A 25,874-nucleotide genomic window follows, 5' to 3' on the forward strand; every position below is an offset into this window, starting at 1 on the left:
CTGCGCAAGGGAAGATAGCGTCGCTGCGGTGGATGCGACTTTTTTGACCGCGAAAGGCGGTAAATCTTACACAAAAGTGCCGGATTCGCGTGTTGCGAGTCCTGTTCGTCTATGCTAGACGGCAATCACATTTCGGTGTTGACGTGCTCGCGCGTCAGTGGTTTTCCGGAAACATTCAATAAAATCATCGGTTTGGCGTCCTGAACAAGATTGGGTCCCAAAAGGATGGTTTCAACGTAGAGAGCAGGTTGTTCGTGGCTGAAACGTCTTCGCTCATTTCAGGTGTCGCACAGCGTTACGCCGGATCTCTTTTCGAGCTCGCACTCGACGCGAAATCCGTTGCGGCTGTGGAAAAAGATCTTGACCGTTTCGAGGCGCTTCTGAGCGGAAGCGAAGACCTCAAGCGACTGATTTCCAGTCCCGTATTTTCTTCGGAAGATCAGCTTCACGCCATCGGCGCTCTCGCCGACAAGGCGGGCATCAAGGGTCTGGTCGGAAATTTCCTGCGCGTTGTCGCGCGGAACCGTCGTCTCTTCGCCCTGCCGGGCATCATCGCCGCTTTCCGCAAGATTGCTGCCGAACATCGCGGTGAAGTCTCCGCCGATGTCATCTCCGCGCACGAACTGAGTGCTGCGCAGCAGAACGAATTGAAGGCAACGCTGAAGGGCGTGGCCGGCAAGGACGTGACGATCAATGTCACCGTCGATCCGTCGATCCTCGGCGGTCTTATCGTCAAGATGGGTTCGCGTCAGATCGACACGTCCCTTCGCACTAAACTTTCTTCTCTCAAGCTTGCACTGAAAGAGGTCGGCTGATGGACATCCGCGCCGCGGAAATTTCCGCTATCCTGAAAGAGCAAATCAAGAACTTCGGCAAGGAGGCTGAGGTCTCCGAAGTCGGTCAGGTTCTTTCCGTTGGCGACGGTATCGCCCGCGTCTATGGTCTGGACAATGTCCAGGCCGGTGAAATGGTCGAATTCCCTGGTGGCATTCGCGGCATGGCGCTGAACCTTGAAAGCGACAATGTCGGCGTCGTTATCTTCGGTGCCGATCGTGACATCAAGGAAGGCGACATCGTCAAGCGTACCGGCGCAATCGTTGACGTTCCGGTTGGTCCCGGCCTGCTCGGCCGCGTCGTCGACGCTCTCGGCAACCCGATCGACGGCAAGGGCCCAATCGTTGCTACCGAGCGTCGCCGCGTCGACGTGAAGGCACCGGGCATCATTCCGCGCAAGTCGGTTCATGAGCCAATGTCGACCGGCCTCAAGGCTGTTGACGCTCTGATCCCGGTTGGCCGTGGCCAGCGCGAGCTGGTCATCGGTGACCGTCAGACCGGCAAGACCGCTATCATTCTCGACACCTTCCTGAACCAGAAGCCGATCCACGACAACGGCCCGGACAGCGAAAAGCTTTATTGCGTTTACGTTGCTATCGGCCAGAAGCGTTCGACCGTCGCTCAGTTCGTCAAGGTTCTCGAAGAACGCGGCGCTCTGGAATATTCGATCGTTATTGCGGCTACCGCTTCCGATCCGGCTCCGATGCAGTATCTCGCTCCGTTTGCGGGCTGCGCCATGGGCGAATATTTCCGTGACAACTCGATGCACGCTCTGATCGGTTATGACGATCTGTCCAAGCAGGCTGTCGCTTACCGTCAGATGTCGCTTCTGCTCCGCCGTCCTCCGGGCCGCGAAGCTTATCCGGGCGACGTTTTCTATCTGCACTCCCGTCTTCTCGAACGCGCTGCAAAGCTCAACGACGAAAACGGCGCTGGCTCGCTGACGGCTCTGCCGGTCATCGAAACGCAGGGCAACGACGTTTCCGCCTTCATTCCGACCAACGTGATCTCGATCACCGACGGCCAGATCTTCCTCGAAACCAACCTGTTCTACCAGGGTATCCGTCCGGCTGTTAACGTCGGTCTGTCGGTTTCGCGCGTTGGTTCTTCGGCGCAGGTCAAGGCCATGAAGCAGGTCGCCGGTTCGATCAAGGGCGAGCTCGCCCAGTATCGTGAAATGGCCGCCTTCGCACAGTTCGGTTCGGATCTGGATGCCTCGACCCAGCGTTTGTTGAACCGTGGCGCACGTCTGACCGAGCTTCTCAAGCAGCCGCAGTTCTCACCGCTCAAGACGGAAGAACAGGTTGCTGTGATTTTCGCCGGCGTGAATGGCTATCTCGACAAGATCGCCGTCAACCAGGTTGGCAAGTTCGAAGCAGGTCTTCTTTCTTCGCTGCGCACCGAGCACAAGGATGTGCTGGATGCGATCCGCGACGAAAAGGCGCTCACCGACAACATCAAAGCAAAGCTCAAGGCAGCGGTCGACGCGTTCGCCAAGTCTTTCGCTTGAATTTTGTGACGGGATGAACGGATGCCTTCACTAAAGGATCTGAGAAACCGTATCGCCTCGGTCAAGGCGACGCAGAAAATCACCAAGGCGATGCAGATGGTCGCCGCGGCGAAGCTGCGCCGTGCCCAGGAAGCCGCGGAAGCCGCAAGGCCTTATTCGCAGCGCATGGGTGCCGTTCTCGCAAATATCGCGCAGAACGTAACCGGCGAAGATGCGCCGGCTTTGATGGCCGGTACGGGCAAGGACGACGTGCATCTGCTCGTCGTCTGCACCGCAGAACGTGGCCTTTGCGGCGGTTTCAACTCGCAGATCGCGCGTCTGGCGCGCGATCATGCCCGCAAGCTCCTCGCTGAAGGCAAGACGGTCAAGATCATCACGGTCGGCAAGAAGGGCGCAGATATTCTGCGTCGCGAGTTTGCCTCTCTGATTATCGACCACGTCAATTTGCGCGAAGTCAAGCAGCTCGCTTTTGTGCATGCCGACCAGATCGGCCACAAGGTGATCGAGCTGTTCGAACAAGGCGAATTTGATGTCTGCACCCTGTTCTATTCCGAATTTAAATCGGTGATTGCACAGATTCCAACTGCACAGCAGATCATTCCGGCTTCGGCTGGCGATGTTGCGCAGGCGGAGACTGCAGGCGATGCGATCTATGAGTACGAACCTGATCCTGCGGCGATCCTGAGTACGCTGATCCCGCGCAACATTTCGGTCCAGATTTTCCGCGCTCTGCTGGAAAATGTGGCGGGCGAAATGGGTGCGAAGATGAGCGCGATGGACAATGCGACGCGTAACGCCGGTGACATGATCAACAAGTTGTCGATCACGTATAACCGTCAGCGTCAGGCTCAGATCACCAAGGAACTGATCGAAATCATTTCGGGCGCGGAAGCGCTCTAATCGGAAGGTAAAGGATCGATGGCAAAAGCAGCGACCCCGAAAACTACCGCCGCGGCCGAAGCGAAGCCAGCAGCGGCGAAAGCTCCAGCCAAAAAGGCTCCGGCGAAGACAGCCGCCGCTAAGTCCGATGCAGCTCCCAAGGCTGCAAAGACCGGCGCAGTCGGCAAGATCACTCAGGTCATCGGCGCTGTTGTCGACGTACAGTTCGAAGACGGTCAGCTTCCGCTGATCCTCAACGCTCTGGAAACCGACAATCTCGGCAGCCGTCTGGTTCTTGAAGTTGCGCAGCATCTGGGCGAGAACACTGTTCGCACCATCGCCATGGACTCGACCGAAGGTCTGGTTCGCGGTCACGAAGTGCGTGACACCGGCAACCCGATCATGGTTCCGGTTGGCGAAGAAACGCTCGGCCGCATCATGAACGTTATCGGTGAGCCGGTTGACGAAGCTGGTCCGATCAAGACCACTGCCCGTCGCGCGATCCACCAGGAAGCTCCAGAGTATATCGAACAGTCGACCGAAGCTGAAATCCTCGTAACGGGCATCAAGGTCGTTGACCTTCTCGCTCCTTATGCAAAGGGTGGCAAGATTGGTCTGTTCGGCGGCGCAGGCGTCGGCAAGACCGTTCTCATCATGGAACTGATCAACAACGTCGCCAAGGCGCACGGCGGTTACTCGGTATTCGCAGGCGTTGGTGAACGTACCCGTGAAGGTAACGACCTTTACCACGAAATGATCGAATCGGGCGTTAACAAGCTCGGTGGCGGTGAAGGCTCGAAGGCCGCGCTCGTTTACGGTCAGATGAACGAGCCTCCGGGTGCGCGCGCTCGTGTTGCTCTGTCGGGTCTGACGGTTGCTGAAAACTTCCGTGACAAGGGTCAGGACGTTCTGTTCTTCGTGGACAACATCTTCCGCTTTACGCAAGCTGGTTCGGAACTTTCAGCTCTTCTCGGCCGTATTCCTTCCGCTGTGGGTTATCAGCCGACGCTGGCAACCGACATGGGCGCGATGCAGGAACGCATCACCACGACGACCAAGGGTTCGATTACTTCGGTTCAGGCAATTTACGTTCCTGCCGACGACTTGACCGACCCTGCACCGGCAACGTCGTTCGCTCACTTGGACGCGACCACGACGCTGAACCGTTCGATCGCTGAAAAGGGTATTTACCCGGCTGTGGATCCTCTTGAATCCACGTCGCGTATGCTCGATCCGATGATCGTTGGTGAAGAACACTACGCCGTTGCCCGTCAGGTTCAGTCGATCCTTCAGCGCTACAAGTCGCTTCAGGACATCATCGCCATCCTTGGCATGGACGAACTGTCGGAAGACGACAAGCTGACCGTTGCGCGCGCTCGTAAGATCGAACGCTTCCTGTCTCAGCCGTTCTTCGTTGCTGAAGTCTTCACCGGTTCGCCAGGCAAGCTGGTTGACCTCGCCGACACCATCAAGGGCTTCAAGGGCCTTTGCGCAGGTGAATACGATCATCTTCCAGAACCGGCTTTCTACATGGTCGGATCGATTGAAGAGGCGATCGAAAAGGCGAAGAAGCTGGCAGCTGAAGCTGCTTGATGAATTGAATTTCCCGGTGGGTCGCAAGGCCCGCCGTGAAAGCCAATCATTTTGTTTAAGCATGTTCTGAAAGTCGGTTTGTTTTCGGGATTGTGCTTTTGAATTCAAGTGAGAACCATGGCTCAAGCTTTCCAATTCGAACTCGTGTCGCCTGAACGGCTCCTGCTGTCCGCGCAGGTGACGGAAGTCGTCATTCCGGGTAGCGAAGGCTATCTGACGGCTCTCGCCGGTCATTCGCCTCTGATGACGACGATCATGCCGGGTGTCGTTTCGGTGAAGCTTGCCGACGGCAAGTCCGACTCCTACGTGGTCTTCGGCGGTTTCGCCGATATCACCCCGCAGGGTTGCACCGTTCTGGCCGAATCGGCGACCCATGTGGACGATATCGACCCGGCAGATATTCAGCGCCGCATTGAACATGCCCGCAAGGCTCTGGACGATGCTTCGTCGAACGAACACCGCACCAAGGCGGAAATCTTCCTGCACCAGCTGATGACGCTGCAGGGAACGATCATGCCAGCCTGATCGGCAGCATTCTATCGTTTTTCGGGAAAGCGGGCTTTTGCCCGCTTTTTCTTTTTCAGATCATCTGCTCTCCAGTGAATTTGTTCGCAGAACTGTCATATTGCCGCTAAATCCCATCACGCTTGCGTGAGTTCAGGAAGTTCGCTTGAAAATAGTTCGCCAGCGATTTATCCAAATCCGTAATCATTAGTTTACTAATATATGAGGCGGTTGGCATGGATACGGCAGATCTTAAAGCTGAAATGATTGATGCCATGGCGAAGGTTAATCGCAGGCTCCGCACTGTTTTCGACGCGCGTGTGAAGGAACGGGGCCTGACCCTGGCGCGGGCGCGCACCCTGCTTGCCTTGATGGAACAGGAAGGCCTCTACCAGAAAGAACTGGCAGAAGCGCTGGAAATTGAGAATGCGACTATGGTCCGCCTGCTCGACGGTCTGGAGCGCCAGTCATTCATCGAACGGCAAACCGTTCAGGGTGACCGCCGCGCCAAGCGCGTGGTGATGACGGCGGAAGGCAAGATTCTGGCTGAACAGGTCGTGAAGCTCGCCGGTGATGTCCGCGAGGATTTGCTGGAAGGTGTAACCGATGAGGAGTTGAGCATCGCGCTCAACGTGCTTCGCAAAATGTCAGAATCGATGAACAAGACCCACTGATCGGGTTGTTTTGCCGTAAGTTTTCATCAGTGTCAGCTACGTCGTTACAACCTGATACGATAACCGTGATGACAATTTCGGCGCATCTGTTCAATTCGTAGCAATTGACGTTTGGCTACGTTCCAGTGAGCCGGTCACCTAGTGCATGTCTCCCCAAAGTGGGAACCGGTTTTGGGAGACATGCGTAAGAACAAAGAGATAGAGTATTTCCAACGATTCAAATGAAACAGGAAATGCTCCGGCAATCACGATCTTGCGAGGACATGCCGTCCTTGTCGCAGATCAAAGATCGCAAGGTCGGTGAGGTCTTGAATACCTGAGTAACACCATTGCTCAGGAGTTCTCATGATACGCCTTTCCAGACCCTCGTACACAGCCGTGGCACTCGCATTTCTGGCGGTGACCGGGACATCAGCCCTCGCATCTGGTTCGCACGAGCATCCGGCGGAAAACGGCAGTGTCAAAGCTCCACTCAACATTGTCCGTCCGGCGAATGACCTGGCATCGCCAATTACAAGAAGCGAGCCAGCGACCATCAAGGTAAAGCTCGATACCGTCGAGGTGACGGGACAGCTCGCAGACGGCGCAGCCTACCACTATTGGACGTTCAACAAGAAGGTCCCCGGCCCGTTCGTGCGCGCCCGAGTAGGTGACACGATCCTGGTGGAGCTCTCCAACAAGGCCGACAGCAGCGAACGTCACAGCGTAGACTTCCATGCTGTGACCGGACCAGGCGGCGGAGCGGCGGCGACCGATGCCGCACCAGGCGAAACCAAGGCCTTCTCGTTCAAGGCGCTGAAACCGGGGCTGTACGTCTATCACTGTGCTGTGCCAATGGCCGCACATCACATCGCCAACGGTATGTATGGCCTGATCCTCGTCGAGCCGGCAGACGATCTGCCGCCCGTTGACCGGGAGTTCTATGTAATGCAGGGCGAGCTCTACACGTCGCAGCCATACGGATCCAAGGGGAAGCTGACCGAGAGCGTCGAACGCCTGCTCAAGGAGGACCCGGAGTACTATGTCTTTAACGGGGCTGCCAATGCACTCACAGGCGACAATGCCCTGACGGCGAAGGTCGGCGAAACCGTACGCATCTACTTCGGTGTCGGCGGACCCAACAAGACGTCGAGCTTTCATGTGATCGGAGAAATCTTCGACAAGGTTTATCAGCTGGGCTCCTTGACGACGGAGCCGCTATCCGATGTCCAGACAATTACGGTCCCACCGGGAGGCGCGGCGGCGGTCGACATCAAGCTGGAAGTTCCCGGCGAATACACTCTGGTGGATCACGCGCTGTCGCGAGCGGCACGCGGATTGGTCGGAACGCTTGTCGTGAGCGGCGAGAACCGTGCCAAACTTTTCCAAAGTGCCATGCCTGTCACGACCGAAGTGGAGCAGGGCGAACACAAGGCTCATTGATTGGGATTGGTTCTTGTGGGATGGACGCCCTTCCGACGGCCTTAGAACGCATCCCGAAAAGTGTGAAACGGTTTTCGGAAAAGATGCGCGTAAAAACAAATGATTAGAGCGCCGATCTGATTCAATCAGATCGAAACGCGCTCTAATGCGGCAGAATGGATTTGTTGAACACCATTGAGGAGAGGGCGTCCATCCCTACAAAGCCATATTGGTCGGACGCCGGGTGTCAGGGTGCAAGAGTGCGCAGATAGGCCATCAGTTCACTGGCCGTGTCGCTGGCCCGTTCCGGCTGACGGGAGACGATCGCCTCGATCAGTGTCGCATGGGCATTGGCAGAACCGGCTATGCCGGTCGAGGGGCGAAGGCGGAACCAGAAGCGGCGGCTGTGGGTTTGCAGGGGGGCTGCAATACGCGCGGCATAGGGATTGCTCGCCGCCGCGCCCAGAACAATATCGAATGCCTTGTCGGCATCGAGAAACAGGGCCACATCCTCGTTGGGGATGGCCTGCCGCATGGCGGCTGCAGCGGCTTCAAGCCGTTCATAATCGCGAGGGCTGCCAAAGCGTGCGGCATCGCGCGCCAGAACGCGCTCGACACCTTCGCGGGCATCCAGCACCTTGATGAAATCCGTCGGATCGATGGCCGCGATGGCAATGCCCGAGCGCGGACGCACTTCCACGAGACCTTCCCAGGCGAGCCTCTGAATGGCTTCGCGCATCGGCGTGCGGCCCATACCGGTCAGCTCGATCAGCGTGCGCTCGTTGACAACGGTGCCCGGTTCGAGTTCCAGTGTGACGATGGAGCGCTCCAGAATGCGATAGGCTTGCTCGGCGAGGCTTTCGCTACCCCAGCTATCCATGGTCGCCAACGGCATGTTTGCCGGGCTCCGCGTCAACCTGTCTCGAACGTTTGCTTCTTCCATGCCTGTCCATGCCCTGTGGTTACGACGATTGACATAGTGCAATCTTACAGATATATCTCTGATATATCAATATGAGGTGATTTGAGTTTGTCGATCCCTAACTTTGCCTTTGTGGCTTTTTCAAGCGATGGCGAACTTTCAGCACAGTGTCATTCCAAAAAATCGATGGACAGAGCCGAAAGGCTGGCATTGAACATACTGAATGCCAATTGCTCGAAGCGTCGACATTGTCCGGTTCTTTGGCAAGGCTATAGGCAAAAATGAATCCGGTGGGGAGCCGCACAAGATGAAATCTGATCCGCAGGGTCAGCAGGATATTCTCATTATCGGTGGCGGTATTGTCGGGGTTGCCACTGCCGCCCTGCTTGCCGAGGCTGGACGCGAGGTTTTGGTCGTCGACAGAACCGGCATTTGCGAAGAGACCAGTTCTGGCAATGCTGCGGCGCTCGCTTTTTCGGACATTCTTCCGCTGGCCTCCAAGGGCGTCATGCGCAAAGTGCCAGGCTGGCTGATGGACCCGCTTGGTCCGTTTACGATCCGTCCTTCCTATTTTCCCAAAATGGTGCCGTGGCTCTACCGCTTCTGGCGCGCAAGCAGCGCGGATGCATTGGCGAAAACTGCAATTGCGCAGGCTGACATCATGCGTCTTGCCGGCAGCGAGATGATGGCGTTGATCGACAGGGCAGGGCTGCGCGGAAGATTGCGCGAGAATGGCAATCTGGAGCTTTATGAAAGCGAAGCCGAACTCGCTGCCTCACAGCCGGGCTGGGATGTTCGCGAACAAGCCGGAATTGCCTATGAACATGTGCGCGGTGACCGGCTTGCCGAACTGCAGCCCGGCCTGAGCCCGCGTTTCGTTGCCGGAACTTTCGTTCCCGGCTGGAAGAATGTCAGCGATCCGAAACTGTTCGGCAAGGCGATCTGGGCTTATGCCCAGAGCAAGGGCGCGCGCTTCCTTCAGGCCAAGGTCACGAATGCAAAGCCGGGCCATGGCGCGACGAGCGTTCATCTTGAGGATGGAACGAAAATCAAGACGACGCATCTTGTCCTTATGGCGGGCGCATGGTCTCGCGATCTTGCCAAGGGCTTTGGTGATGCGGTGCCGCTCGATACGGAACGCGGCTACAACACGACGCTGCCCGTCGGCAGTTTCGATGTGAAACGGCAATTGACCTTTCCTGGCCATGGCTTTGTCATCACGCCGATGGAAACCGGCCTGCGTGTCGGTGGTGCGGTGGAATTCGGCGGGCTCGACCTGCCACCAAATTTCGCGCGATCTGAAGCCATGCTTAAGAAGGCTTCCATGTTTCTGCCGGGCTTTCGGACAGAGGGCGGGCGACAGTGGATGGGCTATCGGCCATCCATGCCGGATTCCGTACCGGTCATCGGCCGGGCCTCGGCAGGTGGCAACATCTATTACGGCTTCGGCCACGGCCATCTCGGCCTCACGCAATCGGCGGCAACCGGGCGGCTTATCCGTGATCTCATCACGGGGGCCGCGCCTGCAATCGACATTGAACCTTTCAAGCCACAACGTTTTCGGAACTGACCATCATGGCAAGACATTCCTTCTTCTGCGTCGACGGACATACATGCGGTAACCCCGTGCGTCTCGTGGCTGGCGGCGGGCCGAACCTCGAAGGTTCGACCATGATGGAAAAGCGCGCGCATTTTCTGCGCGAGTATGACTGGATCCGTACTGGTCTTATGTTCGAGCCGCGCGGCCATGACATGATGTCCGGCTCCATTCTCTACCCACCGACACGTCCTGATTGCGATGTCGCGGTGCTTTTTATTGAAACCTCGGGGTGTCTGCCGATGTGCGGTCACGGCACCATCGGAACCGTGACGATGGCGATAGAGCAGGGGCTGGTGACGCCGAAGACACCGGGCAAGCTCAATCTGGATACGCCTGCCGGTCTGGTGGCGATCGAGTATGAGCAGAACGGCCAGTATGTCGAGCGCGTTCGTCTCACCAATGTTCCGGCTTTCCTTTATGCTGAAGGACTTGAGGTCGAATGCCCGGACCTTGGCAACCTCAAGGTCGATGTGGCTTATGGCGGCAATTTCTACGCTATCGTCGAGCCGCAAGAAAATTACACCGATATGGAAGATTATTCTGCGCTGCAGCTGATTGCCTGGAGTCCGATACTGCGTGAGCGGTTAAATGAGAAGTACAAATTCCAGCATCCGCTGCTGCCGGATATCAACCGTCTGAGCCATATTCTGTGGACTGGGAAGCCGAAACATCCGGAAGCGCATGCCCGCAATGCCGTCTTCTACGGCGACAAGGCAATCGACCGTTCGCCATGCGGAACCGGTACGTCTGCTCGCATGGCGCAACTGGCTGCCAAGGGCAAATTGAAGCCCGGCGACGAGTTTGTGCATGAATCCATCATCGGGTCGCTTTTCCATGGCCGTGTGGAACGTGCTACCGAAGTTGTAGGCCAGGACCGCACATTGCCGGCGATTATTCCTTCAATTGCGGGCTGGGCACGCATGACGGGATATAATACGATCTTCATCGACGACCGTGATCCCTTTGCACATGGGTTTACGGTCGCGTAAAGTGGGTACGGTCGGTAATTTTAATGCTGGCCCCCAATTTTTTGGCTTTTCGGCCATGTAGAAAGTATGGAATAAGGCGTCCTGGGTAGGAGAAAAAAACATATACAGGACGTTTAGTAGGGGACATAACTAGTTTGTGGAGGGATGATGCCCTTAGTCTTTTGTCTGAGGCAAAAGGGGGTTGCATTCCTCTATACAGCCGTTAGGTGTAAAGAGCCGGGAATAAAATGAAGGCGCACGAAATAAAGATGCGTCAATAAAATCCCGGGCGGTAAAATGGGTGGCTTCTCGATGGAATATTTCTTCCAGCAGGTGATCAACGGGCTCGCGCTCGGCTCGATCTATGGCCTGATCGCCATCGGCTACACGATGGTCTATGGCATTATCGGCATGATCAACTTTGCTCATGGCGATGTCTTCATGCTCGGCGCCTTCATGGCGCTGATTGTTTTTCTCATGATCACAACCTTCATTGGAGCATTGCCGATTGCGCTGATGCTTCTTCTGATGATGATCGTCGCCATGTTGCTGACGGGTTTGTGGAGCTGGACGATCGAGCGCGTGGCCTACCGGCCGCTGCGTGGTTCGTTTCGCCTCGCACCGTTGATCACGGCTATCGGCATGTCGATTGCCTTGTCCAACTTCGTACAGGTAACGCAGGGTCCGCGTAACAAGCCGGTGCCTCAGCTGCTGAACGGTTCCTACAATATCATGGGAACCAACGTGACGATCTCGCTGAAGCAGATTGTGGTCATCGTGGTGACAGCCGTGCTGCTGACGATCTTCTGGTATATCGTCAATCGCACCTCGCTTGGTCGCGCGCAGCGTGCCTGTGAGCAGGATCGCAAAATGGCAGCGCTTCTCGGCATTAATGTCGATCGGGTCATTTCGCTCACCTTCGTGATGGGTGCGATGCTCGCGGCGGTGGCTGGTACGCTCTACCTTTCCTTCTATGGCGTGATTTCCTTTGCCGACGGGTTCATCCCCGGCGTGAAGGCGTTCACGGCGGCAGTTCTGGGCGGTATCGGATCGCTTCCGGGTGCTGTGGTCGGTGGCTTGCTCATCGGTCTCATCGAGGCATTGTGGTCGGCGTATTTCTCGATCGACTACAAGGACGTTGCCGCGTTTTCGATCCTCGCCATCGTGCTGATCTTCATGCCGTCCGGCATTCTTGGCCGTCCTGAAGTCGAAAAGGTTTAATCATGGCTGCACAGTCGAGTTCACGCCCGGATTCCCTTTTTGGCCGGGCCATTCGTGAAGGGTTCTTCGCCGGTCTTCTGGCTCTGGGTCTCTTCTGCCTCATCATCGGTTTCAAGACCGATCAGAACATCAACAACGAACTGGTGCTCGTTCAGCGCTGGGGCGCACTGGTCGTCATGGTCGCGCTCGCTGCGGTTGGTCGTTTCCTGTTCGTTGCATTCCTTCAGCCAACGCTGGAGGCGCGCAAGCTTGCCAAGAGCAAACAGCCGACCGCTGCGGTCGACGAAAGCCCGTCTTTCGTGCGCCGCAACTTCTCGCGCCTCGGCGTTGCCTTCCTTTTTGTCTACCCGGTCCTGATCGTCACCTTTCTGGGCTGGCAGGGATCGCTCAAATGGGTCGATAATTTCGGCGTTCAGATCCTCATCTATGTGATGCTGGCCTGGGGCCTCAACATCGTGGTGGGCCTCGCCGGTCTTCTCGATCTGGGTTACGTCGCCTTCTATGCAGTCGGCGCCTATTCCTATGCACTCCTGTCGGCCTATTTCGGTCTGTCCTTCTGGATGCTGCTGCCGATTGCCGGTATTCTTGCTGCAACATGGGGCGTCATTCTGGGCTTTCCGGTCTTGCGTCTGCGCGGTGACTATCTTGCCATCGTGACGCTTGCTTTCGGTGAAATCATCCGTCTGGTGCTCATCAACTGGACAGATGTCACCCGCGGCACCTTCGGCGTTTCCGGCATTGCCAAGGCAACCTTCTTCGGCCTGCCTTTCAATGCCAGCAAGGACGGTTTTGCGGCCCACTTCGGCCTCACCTTCTCGGCGGCGCATTACAAGTTCTTCCTCTATTACGTCATCCTTCTGCTGGCGCTGCTGACGGCCTGGGTCACCATCCGTCTGCGCCGCATGCCGGTTGGCCGTGCTTGGGAAGCACTGCGTGAAGATGAAATTGCCTGCCGTTCGCTTGGCATCAACACCACCACGACCAAGCTCACGGCCTTTGCCACGGGCGCGATGTTCGGTGGTTTTGCCGGTTCCTTCTTTGCAGCACGCCAGGGCTTCGTCAGCCCGGAATCCTTCGTGTTTCTCGAATCCGCCGTCATTCTTGCCATCGTCGTTCTGGGCGGCATGGGCTCCCTGGTCGGTATCGCCATTGCTGCGATCGTCATGATCGGCGGCACTGAAATCCTGCGTGAAATGAGCTTCCTGAAAGCGATTTTCGGCCCAGATTTCACGCCGGAACTCTATCGCATGCTCATCTTCGGCCTTGCCATGGTCGTGGTCATGGTCTGGAAACCGCGCGGTTTCGTCGGAAGTCGAGAACCCAGTGCCTTCCTGCATGAGAAGAAGATGGTGTCGGGTGCCTTTACCAAGGAAGGGCACGGCTGATGGCGGAGATAAGCACTATGTCTGGCACTGCGCCTGATAAAGCCGAATTGGGCAACACTGAAAAAGACACGATCCTGCAGGTCGAGCATCTTTCGATGCGCTTTGGCGGTCTCGTCGCCATCAACGATCTGAGCTTCAATGTGAAGCGTGGGGATATCACGGCGATCATCGGCCCGAACGGTGCAGGCAAGACCACGGTCTTCAACTGCATCACCGGCTTCTACAAGCCGACGGGCGGCATGCTGACGATGAACCGGAAGACGGGCGACAAGTTCCTGCTGGAACGCCTGCCCGACTTCCAGATCACCAAGCAGGCCAAGGTGGCGCGTACCTTCCAGAACATTCGCCTGTTCTCGGGTCTCACTGTTCTGGAGAACCTGCTGGTCGCGCAGCACAACACGCTGATGCGTTCGTCGGGCTTCACGATCCTCGGTCTTCTCGGTTTGCCCGGCTACAAGTCTGCGGCGAAGGATGCGATTGAAAAAGCGCGTCACTGGCTGGAGAAAATCAACCTGATCGGTCGTGCGGACGATCCGGCAGGCGATCTGCCTTATGGCGATCAGCGCCGTCTGGAAATCGCCCGCGCCATGTGCACCGAGCCGGAAATTCTTTGCCTCGATGAACCGGCCGCCGGTCTCAATCCGCGTGAATCGGCAGAGCTCAACAAGCTCCTGCTCGATATCCGCAAGGAAACCGGGACGTCAATCCTGCTGATCGAGCACGACATGTCGGTGGTCATGGAAATCTCCGATCATGTGATCGTGCTGGAATACGGCACCAAGATTTCTGACGGTGCTCCAGAAGCAGTCAAGAATGATCCGCGCGTTATTGCCGCTTATCTCGGCGTCGATGACGAAGAGATTGCCGAGCTTATCGAAGAGGCGGACAAGCCGGGTACCGGTGATGCGGCGGACTTCGTGGCGGCACAACTCGCCGAGGAAGCCATCGAGGAAGAAATTGCCGAAGAGACAGGTGAAGCATCGTCCGGACGCGTTTCTCTCACCGGTGGTCTGGCGGAGGCACGTGGTGGCAAGGCCGATAACCTGACCCTCATCAAGGGTATCGGCGCGGTCAACGAAAAGAAGCTTCACGAACACGGGATCTATCATTTCGATCAGATTGCCGCCTGGAGCGACGCGGACATTGTGGACGCTGAAACCTATCTGGAATTCGACGGGCGTATCGCGCGCGAAGACTGGGTCGGGCAGGCCAAACAACTTGCCGCTGGTCAGGCGACAGAGTTCTCCGAGCGCGTTGAACAGGGTGATGTTCCGACGAGCCATAAGACTGCTCCCGTAAAGGCTGCCAAAAGCGGTGGTGCGAAACGCGCTAAAGCACCGACTAAAACCGCGGCCAAGCCCAAGAAGGGAGGCGAATGATGCAGGCCGAAACCATGCAGAAAAAGCAACCGCTTCTGGCCGTCGAGAAGGTCGAGACCTATTACGGCAATATTTGTGCCCTCAAGGGCATTGACCTTACCGTCGATGAGGGCGAGATCGTCGCGCTGATTGGCGCTAACGGTGCCGGCAAGTCGACGCTTATGATGACGATCTTCGGCTCGCCGAAGGCGCGTACCGGCCGCATTCTCTTCAACGGCATGGATATTACATCCATGCCGCCGCATGAGATTGCCAAGCTGCGCATTGCGCAGTCTCCGGAAGGCCGTCGCATCTTCCCGCGCATGACGGTTTTGGAAAATCTCCAGATGGGCGCAAGTCTCGATCATCAGCAACACTTCGAAGAAGACGTGAAACTGATGTTCGACCTGTTCCCGCGCCTGAAGGAACGCATCAACCAGCGTGGCGGCACGCTTTCGGGCGGCGAACAGCAGATGCTGGCCATTGCCCGCGCGCTGATGGCGCGTCCGAAGCTCTTGCTTCTGGATGAACCGTCGCTCGGTCTGGCACCGCTGATCGTGAAGCAGATTTTCGAAGCGATCAAGGAACTGAACCGCACGCAGGGGCTGACGGTGTTCCTCGTTGAGCAGAACGCATTCGGTGCTCTCAAGCTCGCAGACCGTGGCTATGTGATGGTCAACGGCTCGATCACCATGAGCGGCGCTGGCCGCGAATTGCTGGCCGATCCGGAAGTCCGCGCCGCCTATCTCGAAGGCGGAAGGCACTAGGAGGATAAGATGCAGGGTATTCTCTACGAAGAATCGTCATTCTGGTTGTTTTTCCTCATCACCTGTCTGCTGGGCGGCTGGGCCGCCTGGATGACGGGGCGTGCCTGTGCTTCGACGTGGCGCACCTATCCGCAGCTTCTGCTCTATCTGATCCCGCTGGGAGCTGCGGTGCGCTTCATCCATTTCGCACTGTTTGAGGGAACGCTTCTTTCGTTCCACTATTATCTGGTGGATACGATCGTCCTGATGATCATAGGTACGGTCGGCTTTCGCTTCACCCGCACCAAGCAGATGGTGCGGCAATATAGCTGGCTTTATGAAAAAGCTTCGCCTCTCAGCTGGAAGGCAAAATAATTTTAAAGCTTCGCCGTCATGCGGCGAAGCTTTTTTGTAAGATCACGTTGACAGTAATAAGATTCAGCGTAGATATTGCTGAGTATTCAGCAAGAAAATAAGGCGATGCAAAACATCGTTTCGGGGTAAATACAATGATGGGAGTTCCAACAATGAAGAAATCACTTTTCTCAGGCGTTGCTCTTGCAGCAGTTATGGCTTTCGGGGGCTCGGCTTGGGCTGATGTTCTTGTCGGTATTGGTGCGCCACTGACGGGCCCAAATGCCGTTTACGGTGCGCAGATCCAGAAGGGCGCGGAAGCGGCCATCAAGGAAATCAACGATGCGGGCGGCATCAACGGCGAAAAAATCGCGATCACTCTCGGCGATGACGTATCGGATCCGAAGCAGGGTATCTCGGTTGCCAACAAGTTCGCAGCTGATGGCGTGAAATACGTTATCGGTCACTTCAATTCGGGCGTTTCGATCCCGGCTTCGGACGTTTATGCCGAAAACGGCATTCTCGAAATCTCGCCTGCTGCGACCAACCCGGTCTATACAGAGCGCCAGCTCTGGAACACGTTCCGTACCTGCGGTCGCGACGATCAGCAGGGCATCGTGGCCGGTCAGTATATTTTCGACAATTTCAAAGACGGGAAAATTGCCGTCATTCACGACAAGACCCCTTATGGTCAGGGCCTTGCCGATGAAACCAAGAAGAAGCTCAACGAGCTTGGCGTCAAGGAAGCCGTCTATGAAGGCGTGAATGTTGGCGAGAAGGATTTCTCGGCTCTGATCGCCAAACTGAAACAGCAGGGCGTTACGGTCCTTTATTGGGGTGGTCTGCACGCTGAAGCCGGTCTGATTATCCGTCAGCTTGCCGATCAGGGGCTGAAGGTCCAGTTTATCTCTGGCGACGGTATCGTTTCCAACGAGCTGGCCTCCATCGCAGGCGATGCGGTTGCCGGTACGCTGAATACGTTTGGCCCAGACCCGCGCAATAACCCGAACAATGCCGATTTGGTGAAGAAGTTCCGCGATGCTGGCTTCGAACCGGAAGCCTACACGCTTTACTCTTACGCTGCCGTTCAGTCTCTGGCTGGGGCTGCGAAGGCTGCCGGAAGCAACGACCCGCAGGAAGTTGCCAAGGCGCTTAAGGAAAAGGGTCCGTTCAAGACCGTGCTTGGCGACCTGTCCTATGACGAAAAGGGCGATCCGAAGCTTCCAGGCTATGTCATGTACAAGTGGGAAAAGGGCGCTGACGGGAAATATACTTACATTCAGCAGTAAGTTTCGCTTACATTCTTTCCCGATGAATGGAAATGCCCGGCTTCAAGCCGGGCATTTTCGTTTCGATGGCGTCGGTCCGCATAAAGTCATGCGGAAAAAGCAAGATATAGACTAAATCATTACTTTACTTCGGTATTGAACGTGATTGTATCTAGCTTGACGGCTGAATATAGGGCGAATCTCTATATCCAGTCTCGCGTTCTGGTGGGAGGAGCAGTTTCAGCGCGGGCAGTTTCAAGCCCGAATTGCGTTTCTGGCGCTGATGCAGTCTCCCATTCGAATATCAGGTTTATGCAACGCCTCTGGTGTTGCTGTTCATGCCTGCAAAAAATGGCGGTCATCTGATCCTGTCAGACTGCCGCTCTGAATGACTATTTTGACGTGTGTCTCGAAAATCGTTTCATACCTTTCGGGATGCGCTTAGTGGGAGCAACTGAAATGAAGAAATCCTTATTCTGCGGCGTCTGCCTTTCGGCACTGGTTGCGATGGGTGGCGTGTCTTCTGCCGACATCCAGCTCGGCGTCGGCGCACCGTTGACCGGCAGCCAGGCAGCTTTCGGCGAGCAGATCAAGCGCGGTGTCGAAGCGGCTGTCGCAGAAGCCAATGCCAAGGGCGGCATGAACGGCGAGCAGATCACCATCGTCTATGGCGACGACGCTGCCGATCCGAAGCAGGGCATTTCCGTTGCAAACAAGTTCGTGGGTGATGGTGTTCAGTTCGTTATCGGTCACTTCAATTCCGGCGTCAGCATTCCGACGTCGGACATCTATGCTGAAAACGGCGTGCTGATGATCGCGCCCGGCACCACCAACCCGACCTTCACCGAGCGCGAACTTTGGAACACGTTCCGCACCTGCCGTCGCGATGACCAGCAGGGCATCGTTGCCGGCAAATATATCGCCGACAATTACAAGGACGGCAAAGTCGCAATCCTTCACGACAAGACCCCTTACGGTCAGGGCCTTGCCGACGAAACCAAGAAGTCGCTCAACGACAACGGCATGAAGGAAACGCTCTACGAAGGTGTAAACCAGGGCGACAAGGACTTCTCCGCGCTCATCTCCAAGATGAAGGCTGCTGGCATTACTGCTGTTTACTGGGGCGGCATGCATCCGGAAGCGGGACTGCTCATCCGTCAGATGGATGATCAGGGCCTCAAGGCACAGTTCATTTCGGGCGATGGCATCGTGTCCAACGAACTTGCCTCGATTGCCGGTGATGCTGTTGGTGGTGTCATGAACACTTTCGGTCCCGATCCGCGCGACGACAAGTCGAATGCGGAACTGATCAAGGCATTCCGCGACAAGGGTTTTGAGCCCGAAGCCTATACCTTCTATGCCTATGCCGGTGTGCAGTCGCTGGTCAATGCCGCCAATGCTGCCGCAAGCAACGATCCGCAGGAAGTTGCAACCGCGATGAAGGAAAAGGGTCCATTCAAGACCGTGCTTGGCGACATCTCGTTCGACGCCAAGGGCGATCCGAGCCTTTCGCCTTACGTCATGTTCGAATGGCGCAAGGGTGAAGACGGCAAGTATAATTACTTCCAGAAGTAATGGAGCATTTCCAGCAAAAGTGCGAAGCGGTTTTGCGTTGGATAATGCGAGAACACAGATGCTTAGAACGGTTCTGATGATTGCTTCATAATAGGAACCACTCTTGTGCCTGATATATTAGCATAAAGTGCTACAAAATTCATCAATCTGCCCGGCATTTAGTCGGGCATTTTGTTTTTATCTCCCTGTTGCACAGTTTGTTTGCGCTTGTGTCTATTGCAGGTTAAGCAATGGCGCCTTTGTCATTGCAGTTAGGGAGATCTGCCTTGTCTTTCGCCCAAAAGCCTATCCGGAAAATTCTGGTCGCCAACCGATCTGAAATCGCAATCCGCGTATTCCGCGCCGCCAATGAGCTGGGGCTCAAAACGGTGGCCATATGGGCTGAGGAAGACAAACTTTCCCTGCATCGCTTCAAAGCTGATGAAAGTTATCAGGTCGGTCGCGGTCCGCATCTGGATCGAGATCTTGGTCCGATTGAAAGCTATCTTTCTATCGATGAGATTATCCGCGTCGCCAAGGTTTCGGGCGCCGATGCGATCCACCCCGGCTATGGCCTTTTGTCCGAAAGCCCGGAATTTGCTGAAGCCTGCGCTGAAAATGGCATCATCTTCATCGGCCCGAAGCCGGAGACCATGCGCCGCCTCGGCAACAAGGTTGCGGCACGCAATCTCGCCATTGAAATCGGCGTGCCGGTGGTTCCAGCCACCGACCCGCTTCCCGACGATATTGAGGAAGTGAAGAAACTTGCGGCAGAAATCGGCTATCCGCTGATGCTGAAGGCAAGCTGGGGCGGTGGCGGTCGCGGCATGCGTGCTATCCGCGCCGAGGCTGATCTTGCCCGTGAAGTGACGGAAGCCAAGCGCGAGGCCAAGGCCGCATTCGGCAAGGATGAGGTTTATCTCGAAAAGCTGATTGAACGCGCGCGCCATGTCGAAGTGCAGATACTGGGCGATACCCATGGCAATGCGGTTCATCTTTTCGAGCGTGACTGCTCGATCCAGCGCCGCAACCAGAAGGTCGTGGAGCGCGCACCGGCGCCCTATCTCGATGACGCGCAGCGTCAGGAACTGGCAGGCTATGGTCTGAAGATTGCCCATGCGACCGATTATATCGGCGCGGGTACTGTCGAGTTCCTGATGGATGCCGATAGCGGCAAGTTCTATTTCATCGAGGTCAACCCGCGCATTCAGGTCGAGCACACGGTGACCGAACAGGTGACCGGTATCGATATCGTCAAGGCGCAGATTCATATTCTCGAAGGCTTTGCCATAGGCACGCCGGAATCGGGTGTGCCGCGTCAGGAGGATATTCGCCTTAATGGCCATGCGCTCCAGTGCCGTATCACCACGGAAGATCCGGAACAGAACTTCATTCCTGATTATGGACGCATTCAGGCCTATCGCTCGGCGTCGGGCTTCGGCATTCGTCTGGATGGCGGTACGGCCTATTCGGGTGCGTTCATCACCCGCTACTACGATCCGCTGCTGGTCAAGGTGACTGCTTCAGGCGCAACGCCTCTGGAAGCCATTCGCCGGATGGATCGCGCCTTGCGCGAATTCCGCATCCGTGGCGTGGCGACGAATCTTACCTTCCTGGAAGCGATCATCAATCATCCGAAGTTTCAGGCAAACGACTACACGACGCGCTTCATCGACACGACGCCGGAACTGTTCGAGCAGGTCAAGCGGCAGGATCGTGCCACCAAGCTTCTAACCTATATCGCCGACGTGACGGTCAATGGCCATCCAGAAACCAAGGGGCGCGCAAAGCCGGCTAAGGATGCCGCCAAGCCGCGCGTGCCGTGGTTCGGCGATAAGCCGGTCGCTGATGGCACCAAGCAGCGTCTGGACCAGCTTGGGCCGAAGAAGTTCGCGGAATGGGTGCGCAACGAAAAGCGTGCGCTGATTACCGATACGACCATGCGCGACGGCCATCAATCGCTTCTGGCGACGCGCATGCGCACATACGACATTGCCCGCATCGCCAATTCCTATGCGCAGGCACTGCCGAATCTGTTTTCGCTGGAATGCTGGGGCGGTGCGACATTCGACGTTTCGATGCGCTTCCTCACCGAAGACCCGTGGGAGCGTCTGGCGCTGGTGCGTGAAGCGGCGCCGAACCTTCTTTTGCAGATGCTTTTGCGCGGTGCAAACGGCGTCGGCTACAAATCTTATCCCGATAATGTCGTAAAATATTTCGTGCGCGAGGCAGCACGCGGCGGCATCGATCTGTTCCGCGTTTTCGACAGTCTGAACTGGGTCGAAAACATGCGCGTATCGATGGATGCGGTGCTGGAGGAAAACAAGCTCTGCGAAGCAGCGATCTGTTACACAGGTGATATTCTCAATCCGGAACGCGCCAAGTATGACCTCAAATATTACGTCAATCTGGCGAAGGAAGTTGAAAAAGCTGGCGCGCATATCATTGCGGTGAAGGATATGGCGGGGCTTTTGAAGCCTGCCGCGGCCCGCGCCCTGTTCAAGGCGCTACGCGAGGAAACCGATCTGCCGATCCATTTCCATACGCATGATACGTCGGGCATTTCGGCGGCGACCGTACTTGCCGCGATCGATGCGGGCGTGGATGTGGTCGATGCGGCGATGGACGCTCTCTCCGGCAACACATCGCAGCCTTGCCTCGGTTCCATTGTCGAGGCACTGCACGGTTCCGAGCGCGATCCGGGCCTTGATCCGGATTCGATCCGCCGCATCTCTTTCTATTGGGAAGCCGTACGCAACCAGTATGCCGCCTTCGAAAGCGACCTCAAGGGACCAGCTTCAGAAGTTTATCTGCATGAAATGCCGGGTGGTCAGTTCACCAACCTGAAAGAGCAGGCCCGTTCGCTGGGACTTGAAACCCGCTGGCATGAGGTGGCGCAGGCCTATGCTGATGTGAACCGCATGTTCGGCGATATCGTCAAGGTCACGCCATCCTCCAAGGTTGTGGGCGACATGGCACTGATGATGGTCAGTCAGGACCTGACGGTTGCCGACGTCGAAAATCCGGCAAAGGACATTGCTTTCCCGGATTCCGTGGTGTCGATGATGCGCGGCGATCTTGGCCAGCCGCCATCGGGATGGCCGAAGGCGCTTCAGAAAAAGATTCTGAAGGGCGAAGAGCCGTTTACCGTGCGTCCCGGTGCCCTGCTGGAACCTGCCGATCTGAACGCCGAGCGTGAAGGGTTCGAGGAGACAGTCGATCGCAAGATTTCCGATCAGGAATTCGCGTCGGCACTGATGTATCCGAAGGTCTTCACCGATTATGCATCCGCGCAGGAAACCTATGGTCCGACAAGTGTTCTGCCAACGCCGGTCTATTTCTACGGCCTGAAGCCGGAAGAAGAAGTCTTCGTCGATCTGGAGCGCGGCAAGACGCTGGTGATCGTCAATCAGGCAATGAGCGAAACCGATGAGAAGGGCATGGTGACGGTGTTCTTCGAGCTGAATGGTCAGCCGCGCCGCATCAAGGTGCCGAACCGGGCCAAAGGCGCTTCTGGCGGTGTGCGTCGCAAGGTGGAAGCCGGGAACGACAGGCAGGTTGGTGCACCGATGCCGGGTGTCGTATCAACGGTTGCCGTGGCGACCGGCCAGGCGGTTACGCAGGGTGATGTGCTGCTTTCCATAGAGGCGATGAAGATGGAAACCGCCATCCATGCCGAACGCGATGGCACTATCACGGAAGTGCTGGTACGTCCCGGCGAACAGATCGATGCCAAGGATTTGCTCGTCGTCTACTCGTAACAGTTATGGGCTTCTGTCAAAGTGGATCGATCTTCGGATCGCGTTCCAGGTCTCCTTTTCCCTCATCCTGAGGAGCCGTTGAAAACGGCGTCTCGAAGGGCGAGGGAAATGCACAACGCCTACCCTCGTCTTTCGACAAGCTCAGGATGAGGGGGAAGCGTAGCGGCCCATCAGAGACCGTAACTGTCGCTTTCGAGTCGTTAAAAGCATCAGAAACGTTAATGCCGTGCCTGTCAAAAGGTACGGCTTTTTTTGCGCTTGCAGGGTTCCCAAAATCTGATATGCATGTTTGTGCCGATTTATGCATGATTGTGCATGATAAGGAGGGTGGTGGTGACAGAGCTTCTGCTTCACGAAAGACAGGCGCGCATTCAGGAACTGCTACAGCAGTCTGGTCGTGTACTGGCTGCTGAACTGGCTGAAAGTTTCGGCGTGTCCGAGGATACGATCCGGCGCGATCTGCGCGAGATGGCGGCGGCGGGGCTCTGCAAGCGTGTCTATGGCGGCGCGTTGCGTGCCGTGCCCGAGCCTTCTCCGCTCGCAGAACGGGATTCCGAGCGACCACAAGCGAAAGCCGCCCTGGCTGCGGTCCTTGCGGAACTGGTCGAACCCGGCATGACGGTGTTTCTCGATGCATCTTCGGTGAATACGGCTCTGGCGCGGCTTTTGGTCGAACGCGGTGAAGCCATCACCGTCGTCACCAATACGCCGTCTATCGCTGCAATTCTTATGGGCTCGCCGGAAATTGAGCTGATCATGATTGGTGGTCCCATCGACCGGCGGGTGAGTGCCGCCGTCGGCGCGCGCGCGTTGCGTGATGCGGAACTGCTGCGGCCTGATCTTTGTGTTTTGGGCGCGTGCGGTATTGCCGCCGAAATCGGCGTAACGGCGCTGCATCTGGACGATGCGGAATTCAAGCGAGTGATAGCCGGACGCAGCCGGGTGGTGGCATTGGCCATTACGAGCGACAAGCTCGGTACGGTTGCCGCCCATGATGTTGTTCCCCTGGACGATGTCGGTGTCATGGCTGTCGAGTATGATGCGGATGAAGCAGCGCTTGCGCCCTATGCGACATCGGATATGAAGATTTTACGTGCGGCAGCGGACCGCAACTGAGGGACAGATGGAACAGGTTTCCGGACGCGAAGATGCGGCGCCTGCGCGTGCGCCGATTGTAACCAGAGAGCGGATTGCCGTTGCGCTACTCTTTCTGATGAACGGCTATATTTTCGGCGGCTGGGCCCCGAAAATTCCGGAATTTGCCGAACGCCTCGGACTTGATAGTGCAGGCATGGGGTTGATGATCCTCGTCTTCGGCCTTGGTTCTCTGGCCATGATGCCGGTCGCAGGTGCGCTTTCAGCACATCGCGGTTCGGGCATGGTGGTGCGCATTTTTGCACTCGCCTTTATCCCGGCGCTGCTCATCATCGCACTGGTGCCGAATGTGGTCACGGCTGTGATCGTGATGTTCTATTTCGGCGGGACCATGGCTGCGATGGATGTGTCGATGAACGCCAATGCGGTCGCGGTCGAGAAAAAAATGCGCCGGGCAATCATGTCGTCCTGCCATGCATTCTGGAGCCTCGGCGGCCTTATCGGTGCTGCGACAGGCGGCTTTCTTATCGCGCAATTCGGATCGACCGTTCATGCGCTGGTGACAACGATTGTCGCCGCAATCCTGATTGCTATCGCATGGCCTTCGATCATCCCGGACACGGAGCATCATCATCCAAGCGGCGAAAAGCAGAAGCTGACCTTGCCGCGCAATCCTCTGCCATGGCTTGTCGGTGTCATGGCGCTGTTTTCCATGGTGCCGGAAGGGGCGATTCTCGATTGGGGCGCCTATCATATGCGCCAGGATCTGGGCGCCTCCGTCACGGTGGCAGGCTTCGGCTTCGCAGCCTTCTCGGGTTCAATGGCTATCATGCGTTTTGCAGGCGATCTGGTCCGCGACCGGTTCGGTGCAGTCAAAACCCTTCGTGCCTGCACGATCATTGCAATCATCGGCATGCTGATCGTCGGTTTCGGAAACAGCTCAGCAACGGCGATTATCGGCTTCGCGATCTGCGGGATCGGTATTTCCAACATGGTGCCGATCGGCTTCTCGATGGCTGGTAACATGCCGGGCGTCAATCCGAGTGTCGGCCTGTCCATCGCAACGACGCTCGGCTATTCGGGTATGCTGGTGGCACCGTCGCTGATCGGTTTTGTTGCCAAGCATAGCGGCTTTGGCGTGGTGTTTCTGGCGCTTCCGGTCTTGCTGCTGGTCGTGCTGGCCTTTTCAAGTCTGGCCCGATACGCGGATCATAAGCATTAAGCTTTCTTATGCCGCGCATCTTATCCGAAAACCGGTTTCCACTTTTCTGGATGCGCTATTCTGCTGTCCAGCCGCCATCGACAGGAATGGCAGCGCCATTGATCTGCGCTGCCGCATCGCTTGCGAGGAAAGCGGCAAGGGCGCCGATCTGTGCGGTGGTGACGAATTCCTTCGTCGGCTGCTTATCTAGCATCACTTCGCGGATCACGGTTTCGCGGTCCATGTGGTAGGCCTTCATCTGGTCCGGTATCTGCGCTTCGACAAGCGGCGTCAGCACATAGCCGGGACAGATGGAATTGGCCGTGATCTTTGCGGTTGCAAGTTCCAGCGCCAGTGTTTTGGTAAAACCGACAATGCCATGCTTGGCGGCAACATAAGCCGACTTGAACGGCGATGCCACGAGGCCGTGGGCTGAAGCGATATTGATAATGCGGCCCCAGCCAGTCTTGCGCATATGCGGGATCGAGGCAGCCGAGGTGTGAAAGGCCGATGTCAGGTTTATCGCGATGATGCGGTCCCATTGTTCGGCCGGAAACTCCTCGACGGGAGACACATGCTGGATACCGGCGTTGTTGACGAGAATGTCCACACTGCTGAACTGCTTTACCGTTTCTGCGATCAGTGCGCGGCATTGGTCGGCCTTCGACATGTCGGCCGCAATATAGACCACGCTGACGCCATGTTCCTCGCCGAGCTTGCGTGCGAGGGTATGATCCTCCTCACGGTCGGTGAAAGAGTTGATCACGACGTTGTGTCCTGCCGCCGCCAGCGCATGGGCTATACCGAGGCCGATCCCGGAATTCGATCCGGTGACGATTGCGGTCTTGCAGGCAGATGCAGCATTCATGCGTGATTTCCTCCTTGTTCCCGGCGACATAATGAGAGGGCGACAAGGCAACGGCAAGCGATTATATAAAGCGAGAGCCGGATATACGCAGACCCAGATATATGCGGGCCTCAATATACGCGGGCGTTGACATTCGCGTCGCGCTGCGCCACCTGAGAACAGGTACAGTTAAGAACAG

At 56.7% G+C, this 25,874-nt stretch carries 21 protein-coding genes; 19 read left to right on the forward strand and 2 right to left on the reverse strand.

Annotated elements, in window-relative coordinates:
• Nucleotides 1–254: 254 nt before the first annotated feature.
• From OANT_RS05700 to nirK, 7 genes are all read left to right on the forward strand, one after another.
• The gene (locus OANT_RS05700; RefSeq protein WP_012091258.1) at nucleotides 255–815 is read left to right on the forward strand and encodes a F0F1 ATP synthase subunit delta; all 561 of its coding nucleotides are present in this window, start codon (nucleotides 255–257) and stop codon (nucleotides 813–815) included.
• Complete coding sequence (gene atpA / locus OANT_RS05705; protein ID WP_012091259.1) at nucleotides 815–2,344, forward strand: F0F1 ATP synthase subunit alpha; 1,530 nt, start codon at nucleotides 815–817, stop codon at nucleotides 2,342–2,344. Before OANT_RS05700 ends, atpA begins: the two co-directional genes overlap by 1 nt.
• 21 nt (nucleotides 2,345–2,365) lie before the next feature.
• Complete coding sequence (locus tag OANT_RS05710; protein WP_012091260.1) at nucleotides 2,366–3,244, forward strand: F0F1 ATP synthase subunit gamma; 879 nt, start codon at nucleotides 2,366–2,368, stop codon at nucleotides 3,242–3,244.
• 18 nt (nucleotides 3,245–3,262) lie between these two features.
• The gene (atpD, locus tag OANT_RS05715) at nucleotides 3,263–4,816 is read left to right on the forward strand and encodes a F0F1 ATP synthase subunit beta (protein ID WP_012091261.1); all 1,554 of its coding nucleotides are present in this window, start codon (nucleotides 3,263–3,265) and stop codon (nucleotides 4,814–4,816) included.
• Between the two features lie 117 nt (nucleotides 4,817–4,933).
• Nucleotides 4,934–5,341, forward strand: coding sequence for a F0F1 ATP synthase subunit epsilon (locus tag OANT_RS05720; protein WP_010661464.1), 408 nt, complete (start codon nucleotides 4,934–4,936; stop codon nucleotides 5,339–5,341).
• Between the two features lie 215 nt (nucleotides 5,342–5,556).
• Nucleotides 5,557–5,994: a MarR family winged helix-turn-helix transcriptional regulator gene (locus OANT_RS05725; RefSeq protein WP_012091262.1), complete on the forward strand. Its 438-nt coding sequence runs from the start codon at nucleotides 5,557–5,559 to the stop codon at nucleotides 5,992–5,994.
• Nucleotides 5,995–6,339: 345 nt separating this feature from the next.
• Nucleotides 6,340–7,416, forward strand: coding sequence for a copper-containing nitrite reductase (gene nirK, locus OANT_RS05730; protein ID WP_012091263.1), 1,077 nt, complete (start codon nucleotides 6,340–6,342; stop codon nucleotides 7,414–7,416).
• Between the two features lie 226 nt (nucleotides 7,417–7,642).
• On the opposite strand, the gene OANT_RS05735 is transcribed toward nirK, so the two are convergent.
• Nucleotides 7,643–8,338, reverse strand: coding sequence for a GntR family transcriptional regulator (locus OANT_RS05735; protein ID WP_010661461.1), 696 nt, complete (start codon nucleotides 8,336–8,338; stop codon nucleotides 7,643–7,645).
• A 286-nt stretch (nucleotides 8,339–8,624) separates the two neighbouring features.
• On the opposite strand from OANT_RS05735, the gene OANT_RS05740 reads away from it, so the two are divergent.
• The 12 genes from OANT_RS05740 to OANT_RS05795 all read left to right on the forward strand — a co-directional run bounded on the left by OANT_RS05740 (nucleotide 8,625) and on the right by OANT_RS05795 (nucleotide 24,849).
• Nucleotides 8,625–9,887 carry an NAD(P)/FAD-dependent oxidoreductase gene (locus OANT_RS05740; protein ID WP_012091265.1) on the forward strand — a complete coding sequence of 421 codons (1,263 nt, stop codon included), beginning with the start codon at nucleotides 8,625–8,627 and terminating at the stop codon, nucleotides 9,885–9,887.
• Nucleotides 9,888–9,892: 5 nt separating this feature from the next.
• On the forward strand, nucleotides 9,893–10,906 hold the full coding sequence (locus OANT_RS05745) for a 4-hydroxyproline epimerase (RefSeq protein ID WP_012091266.1): 1,014 nt from the start codon (nucleotides 9,893–9,895) through the stop codon (nucleotides 10,904–10,906).
• Between the two features lie 291 nt (nucleotides 10,907–11,197).
• Complete coding sequence (locus OANT_RS05750; RefSeq protein ID WP_010661458.1) at nucleotides 11,198–12,106, forward strand: branched-chain amino acid ABC transporter permease; 909 nt, start codon at nucleotides 11,198–11,200, stop codon at nucleotides 12,104–12,106.
• Between the two features lie 2 nt (nucleotides 12,107–12,108).
• On the forward strand, nucleotides 12,109–13,491 hold the full coding sequence (livM, locus tag OANT_RS05755; RefSeq protein WP_012091267.1) for a high-affinity branched-chain amino acid ABC transporter permease LivM: 1,383 nt from the start codon (nucleotides 12,109–12,111) through the stop codon (nucleotides 13,489–13,491).
• Nucleotides 13,491–14,870 (forward strand): ATP-binding cassette domain-containing protein, encoded by a 1,380-nt coding sequence (locus OANT_RS05760; RefSeq protein WP_049768393.1) that lies wholly within the window; start codon nucleotides 13,491–13,493, stop codon nucleotides 14,868–14,870. Before livM ends, OANT_RS05760 begins: the two co-directional genes overlap by 1 nt.
• Nucleotides 14,870–15,616, forward strand: a complete 747-nt coding sequence (locus tag OANT_RS05765; RefSeq protein ID WP_012091269.1) for an ABC transporter ATP-binding protein — start codon at nucleotides 14,870–14,872, stop codon at nucleotides 15,614–15,616. Before OANT_RS05760 ends, OANT_RS05765 begins: the two co-directional genes overlap by 1 nt.
• Before the next feature lie 9 nt (nucleotides 15,617–15,625).
• Nucleotides 15,626–15,970: a DUF6867 family protein gene (locus tag OANT_RS05770; protein ID WP_010661454.1), complete on the forward strand. Its 345-nt coding sequence runs from the start codon at nucleotides 15,626–15,628 to the stop codon at nucleotides 15,968–15,970.
• A gap of 152 nt (nucleotides 15,971–16,122) precedes the next feature.
• Complete coding sequence (locus OANT_RS05775) at nucleotides 16,123–17,238, forward strand: branched-chain amino acid ABC transporter substrate-binding protein (protein ID WP_010661453.1); 1,116 nt, start codon at nucleotides 16,123–16,125, stop codon at nucleotides 17,236–17,238.
• Nucleotides 17,239–17,676: 438 nt separating this feature from the next.
• Entirely contained in the window at nucleotides 17,677–18,792 is a 1,116-nt protein-coding gene (locus OANT_RS05780) for a branched-chain amino acid ABC transporter substrate-binding protein (protein WP_012091270.1), read from the forward strand.
• 266 nt (nucleotides 18,793–19,058) lie between these two features.
• Complete coding sequence (gene pyc, locus OANT_RS05785) at nucleotides 19,059–22,532, forward strand: pyruvate carboxylase (protein ID WP_040129084.1); 3,474 nt, start codon at nucleotides 19,059–19,061, stop codon at nucleotides 22,530–22,532.
• Between the two features lie 330 nt (nucleotides 22,533–22,862).
• Complete coding sequence (locus OANT_RS05790) at nucleotides 22,863–23,648, forward strand: DeoR/GlpR family DNA-binding transcription regulator (RefSeq protein ID WP_040129085.1); 786 nt, start codon at nucleotides 22,863–22,865, stop codon at nucleotides 23,646–23,648.
• 7 nt (nucleotides 23,649–23,655) lie between these two features.
• Nucleotides 23,656–24,849 (forward strand): MFS transporter, encoded by a 1,194-nt coding sequence (locus tag OANT_RS05795; protein WP_012091273.1) that lies wholly within the window; start codon nucleotides 23,656–23,658, stop codon nucleotides 24,847–24,849.
• A gap of 55 nt (nucleotides 24,850–24,904) precedes the next feature.
• Here OANT_RS05795 and OANT_RS05800 read toward each other — a convergent pair whose 3' ends face one another.
• Nucleotides 24,905–25,696: a 3-hydroxybutyrate dehydrogenase gene (locus OANT_RS05800; protein ID WP_012091274.1), complete on the reverse strand. Its 792-nt coding sequence runs from the start codon at nucleotides 25,694–25,696 to the stop codon at nucleotides 24,905–24,907.
• Nucleotides 25,697–25,874: the final 178 nt, after the last annotated feature.

This window comes from Brucella anthropi ATCC 49188, from assembly GCF_000017405.1.
GTDB lineage: Bacteria > Pseudomonadota > Alphaproteobacteria > Rhizobiales > Rhizobiaceae > Brucella > Brucella anthropi.

What these genes read in the sequence shown, in the direction of transcription:
- atpA (WP_012091259.1), top strand. Translation starts at nt 815, where the DNA reads ATGGACATCCGCGCCGCGGAAATTTCCGCTATCCTGAAAGAGCAAATC.
- OANT_RS05710 (WP_012091260.1), top strand. Translation starts at nt 2,366, where the DNA reads ATGCCTTCACTAAAGGATCTGAGAAACCGTATCGCCTCGGTCAAGGCG.
- atpD (WP_012091261.1), top strand. Translation starts at nt 3,263, where the DNA reads ATGGCAAAAGCAGCGACCCCGAAAACTACCGCCGCGGCCGAAGCGAAG.
- OANT_RS05720 (WP_010661464.1), top strand. Translation starts at nt 4,934, where the DNA reads ATGGCTCAAGCTTTCCAATTCGAACTCGTGTCGCCTGAACGGCTCCTG.
- OANT_RS05725 (WP_012091262.1), top strand. Translation starts at nt 5,557, where the DNA reads ATGGATACGGCAGATCTTAAAGCTGAAATGATTGATGCCATGGCGAAG.
- nirK (WP_012091263.1), top strand. Translation starts at nt 6,340, where the DNA reads ATGATACGCCTTTCCAGACCCTCGTACACAGCCGTGGCACTCGCATTT.
- OANT_RS05735 (WP_010661461.1), bottom strand. Translation starts at nt 8,338, where the DNA reads ATGGAAGAAGCAAACGTTCGAGACAGGTTGACGCGGAGCCCGGCAAAC.
- OANT_RS05740 (WP_012091265.1), top strand. Translation starts at nt 8,625, where the DNA reads ATGAAATCTGATCCGCAGGGTCAGCAGGATATTCTCATTATCGGTGGC.
- OANT_RS05745 (WP_012091266.1), top strand. Translation starts at nt 9,893, where the DNA reads ATGGCAAGACATTCCTTCTTCTGCGTCGACGGACATACATGCGGTAAC.
- OANT_RS05750 (WP_010661458.1), top strand. Translation starts at nt 11,198, where the DNA reads ATGGAATATTTCTTCCAGCAGGTGATCAACGGGCTCGCGCTCGGCTCG.
- livM (WP_012091267.1), top strand. Translation starts at nt 12,109, where the DNA reads ATGGCTGCACAGTCGAGTTCACGCCCGGATTCCCTTTTTGGCCGGGCC.
- OANT_RS05760 (WP_049768393.1), top strand. Translation starts at nt 13,491, where the DNA reads ATGGCGGAGATAAGCACTATGTCTGGCACTGCGCCTGATAAAGCCGAA.
- OANT_RS05765 (WP_012091269.1), top strand. Translation starts at nt 14,870, where the DNA reads ATGCAGGCCGAAACCATGCAGAAAAAGCAACCGCTTCTGGCCGTCGAG.
- OANT_RS05770 (WP_010661454.1), top strand. Translation starts at nt 15,626, where the DNA reads ATGCAGGGTATTCTCTACGAAGAATCGTCATTCTGGTTGTTTTTCCTC.
- OANT_RS05775 (WP_010661453.1), top strand. Translation starts at nt 16,123, where the DNA reads ATGAAGAAATCACTTTTCTCAGGCGTTGCTCTTGCAGCAGTTATGGCT.
- OANT_RS05780 (WP_012091270.1), top strand. Translation starts at nt 17,677, where the DNA reads ATGAAGAAATCCTTATTCTGCGGCGTCTGCCTTTCGGCACTGGTTGCG.
- OANT_RS05795 (WP_012091273.1), top strand. Translation starts at nt 23,656, where the DNA reads ATGGAACAGGTTTCCGGACGCGAAGATGCGGCGCCTGCGCGTGCGCCG.
- OANT_RS05800 (WP_012091274.1), bottom strand. Translation starts at nt 25,696, where the DNA reads ATGAATGCTGCATCTGCCTGCAAGACCGCAATCGTCACCGGATCGAAT.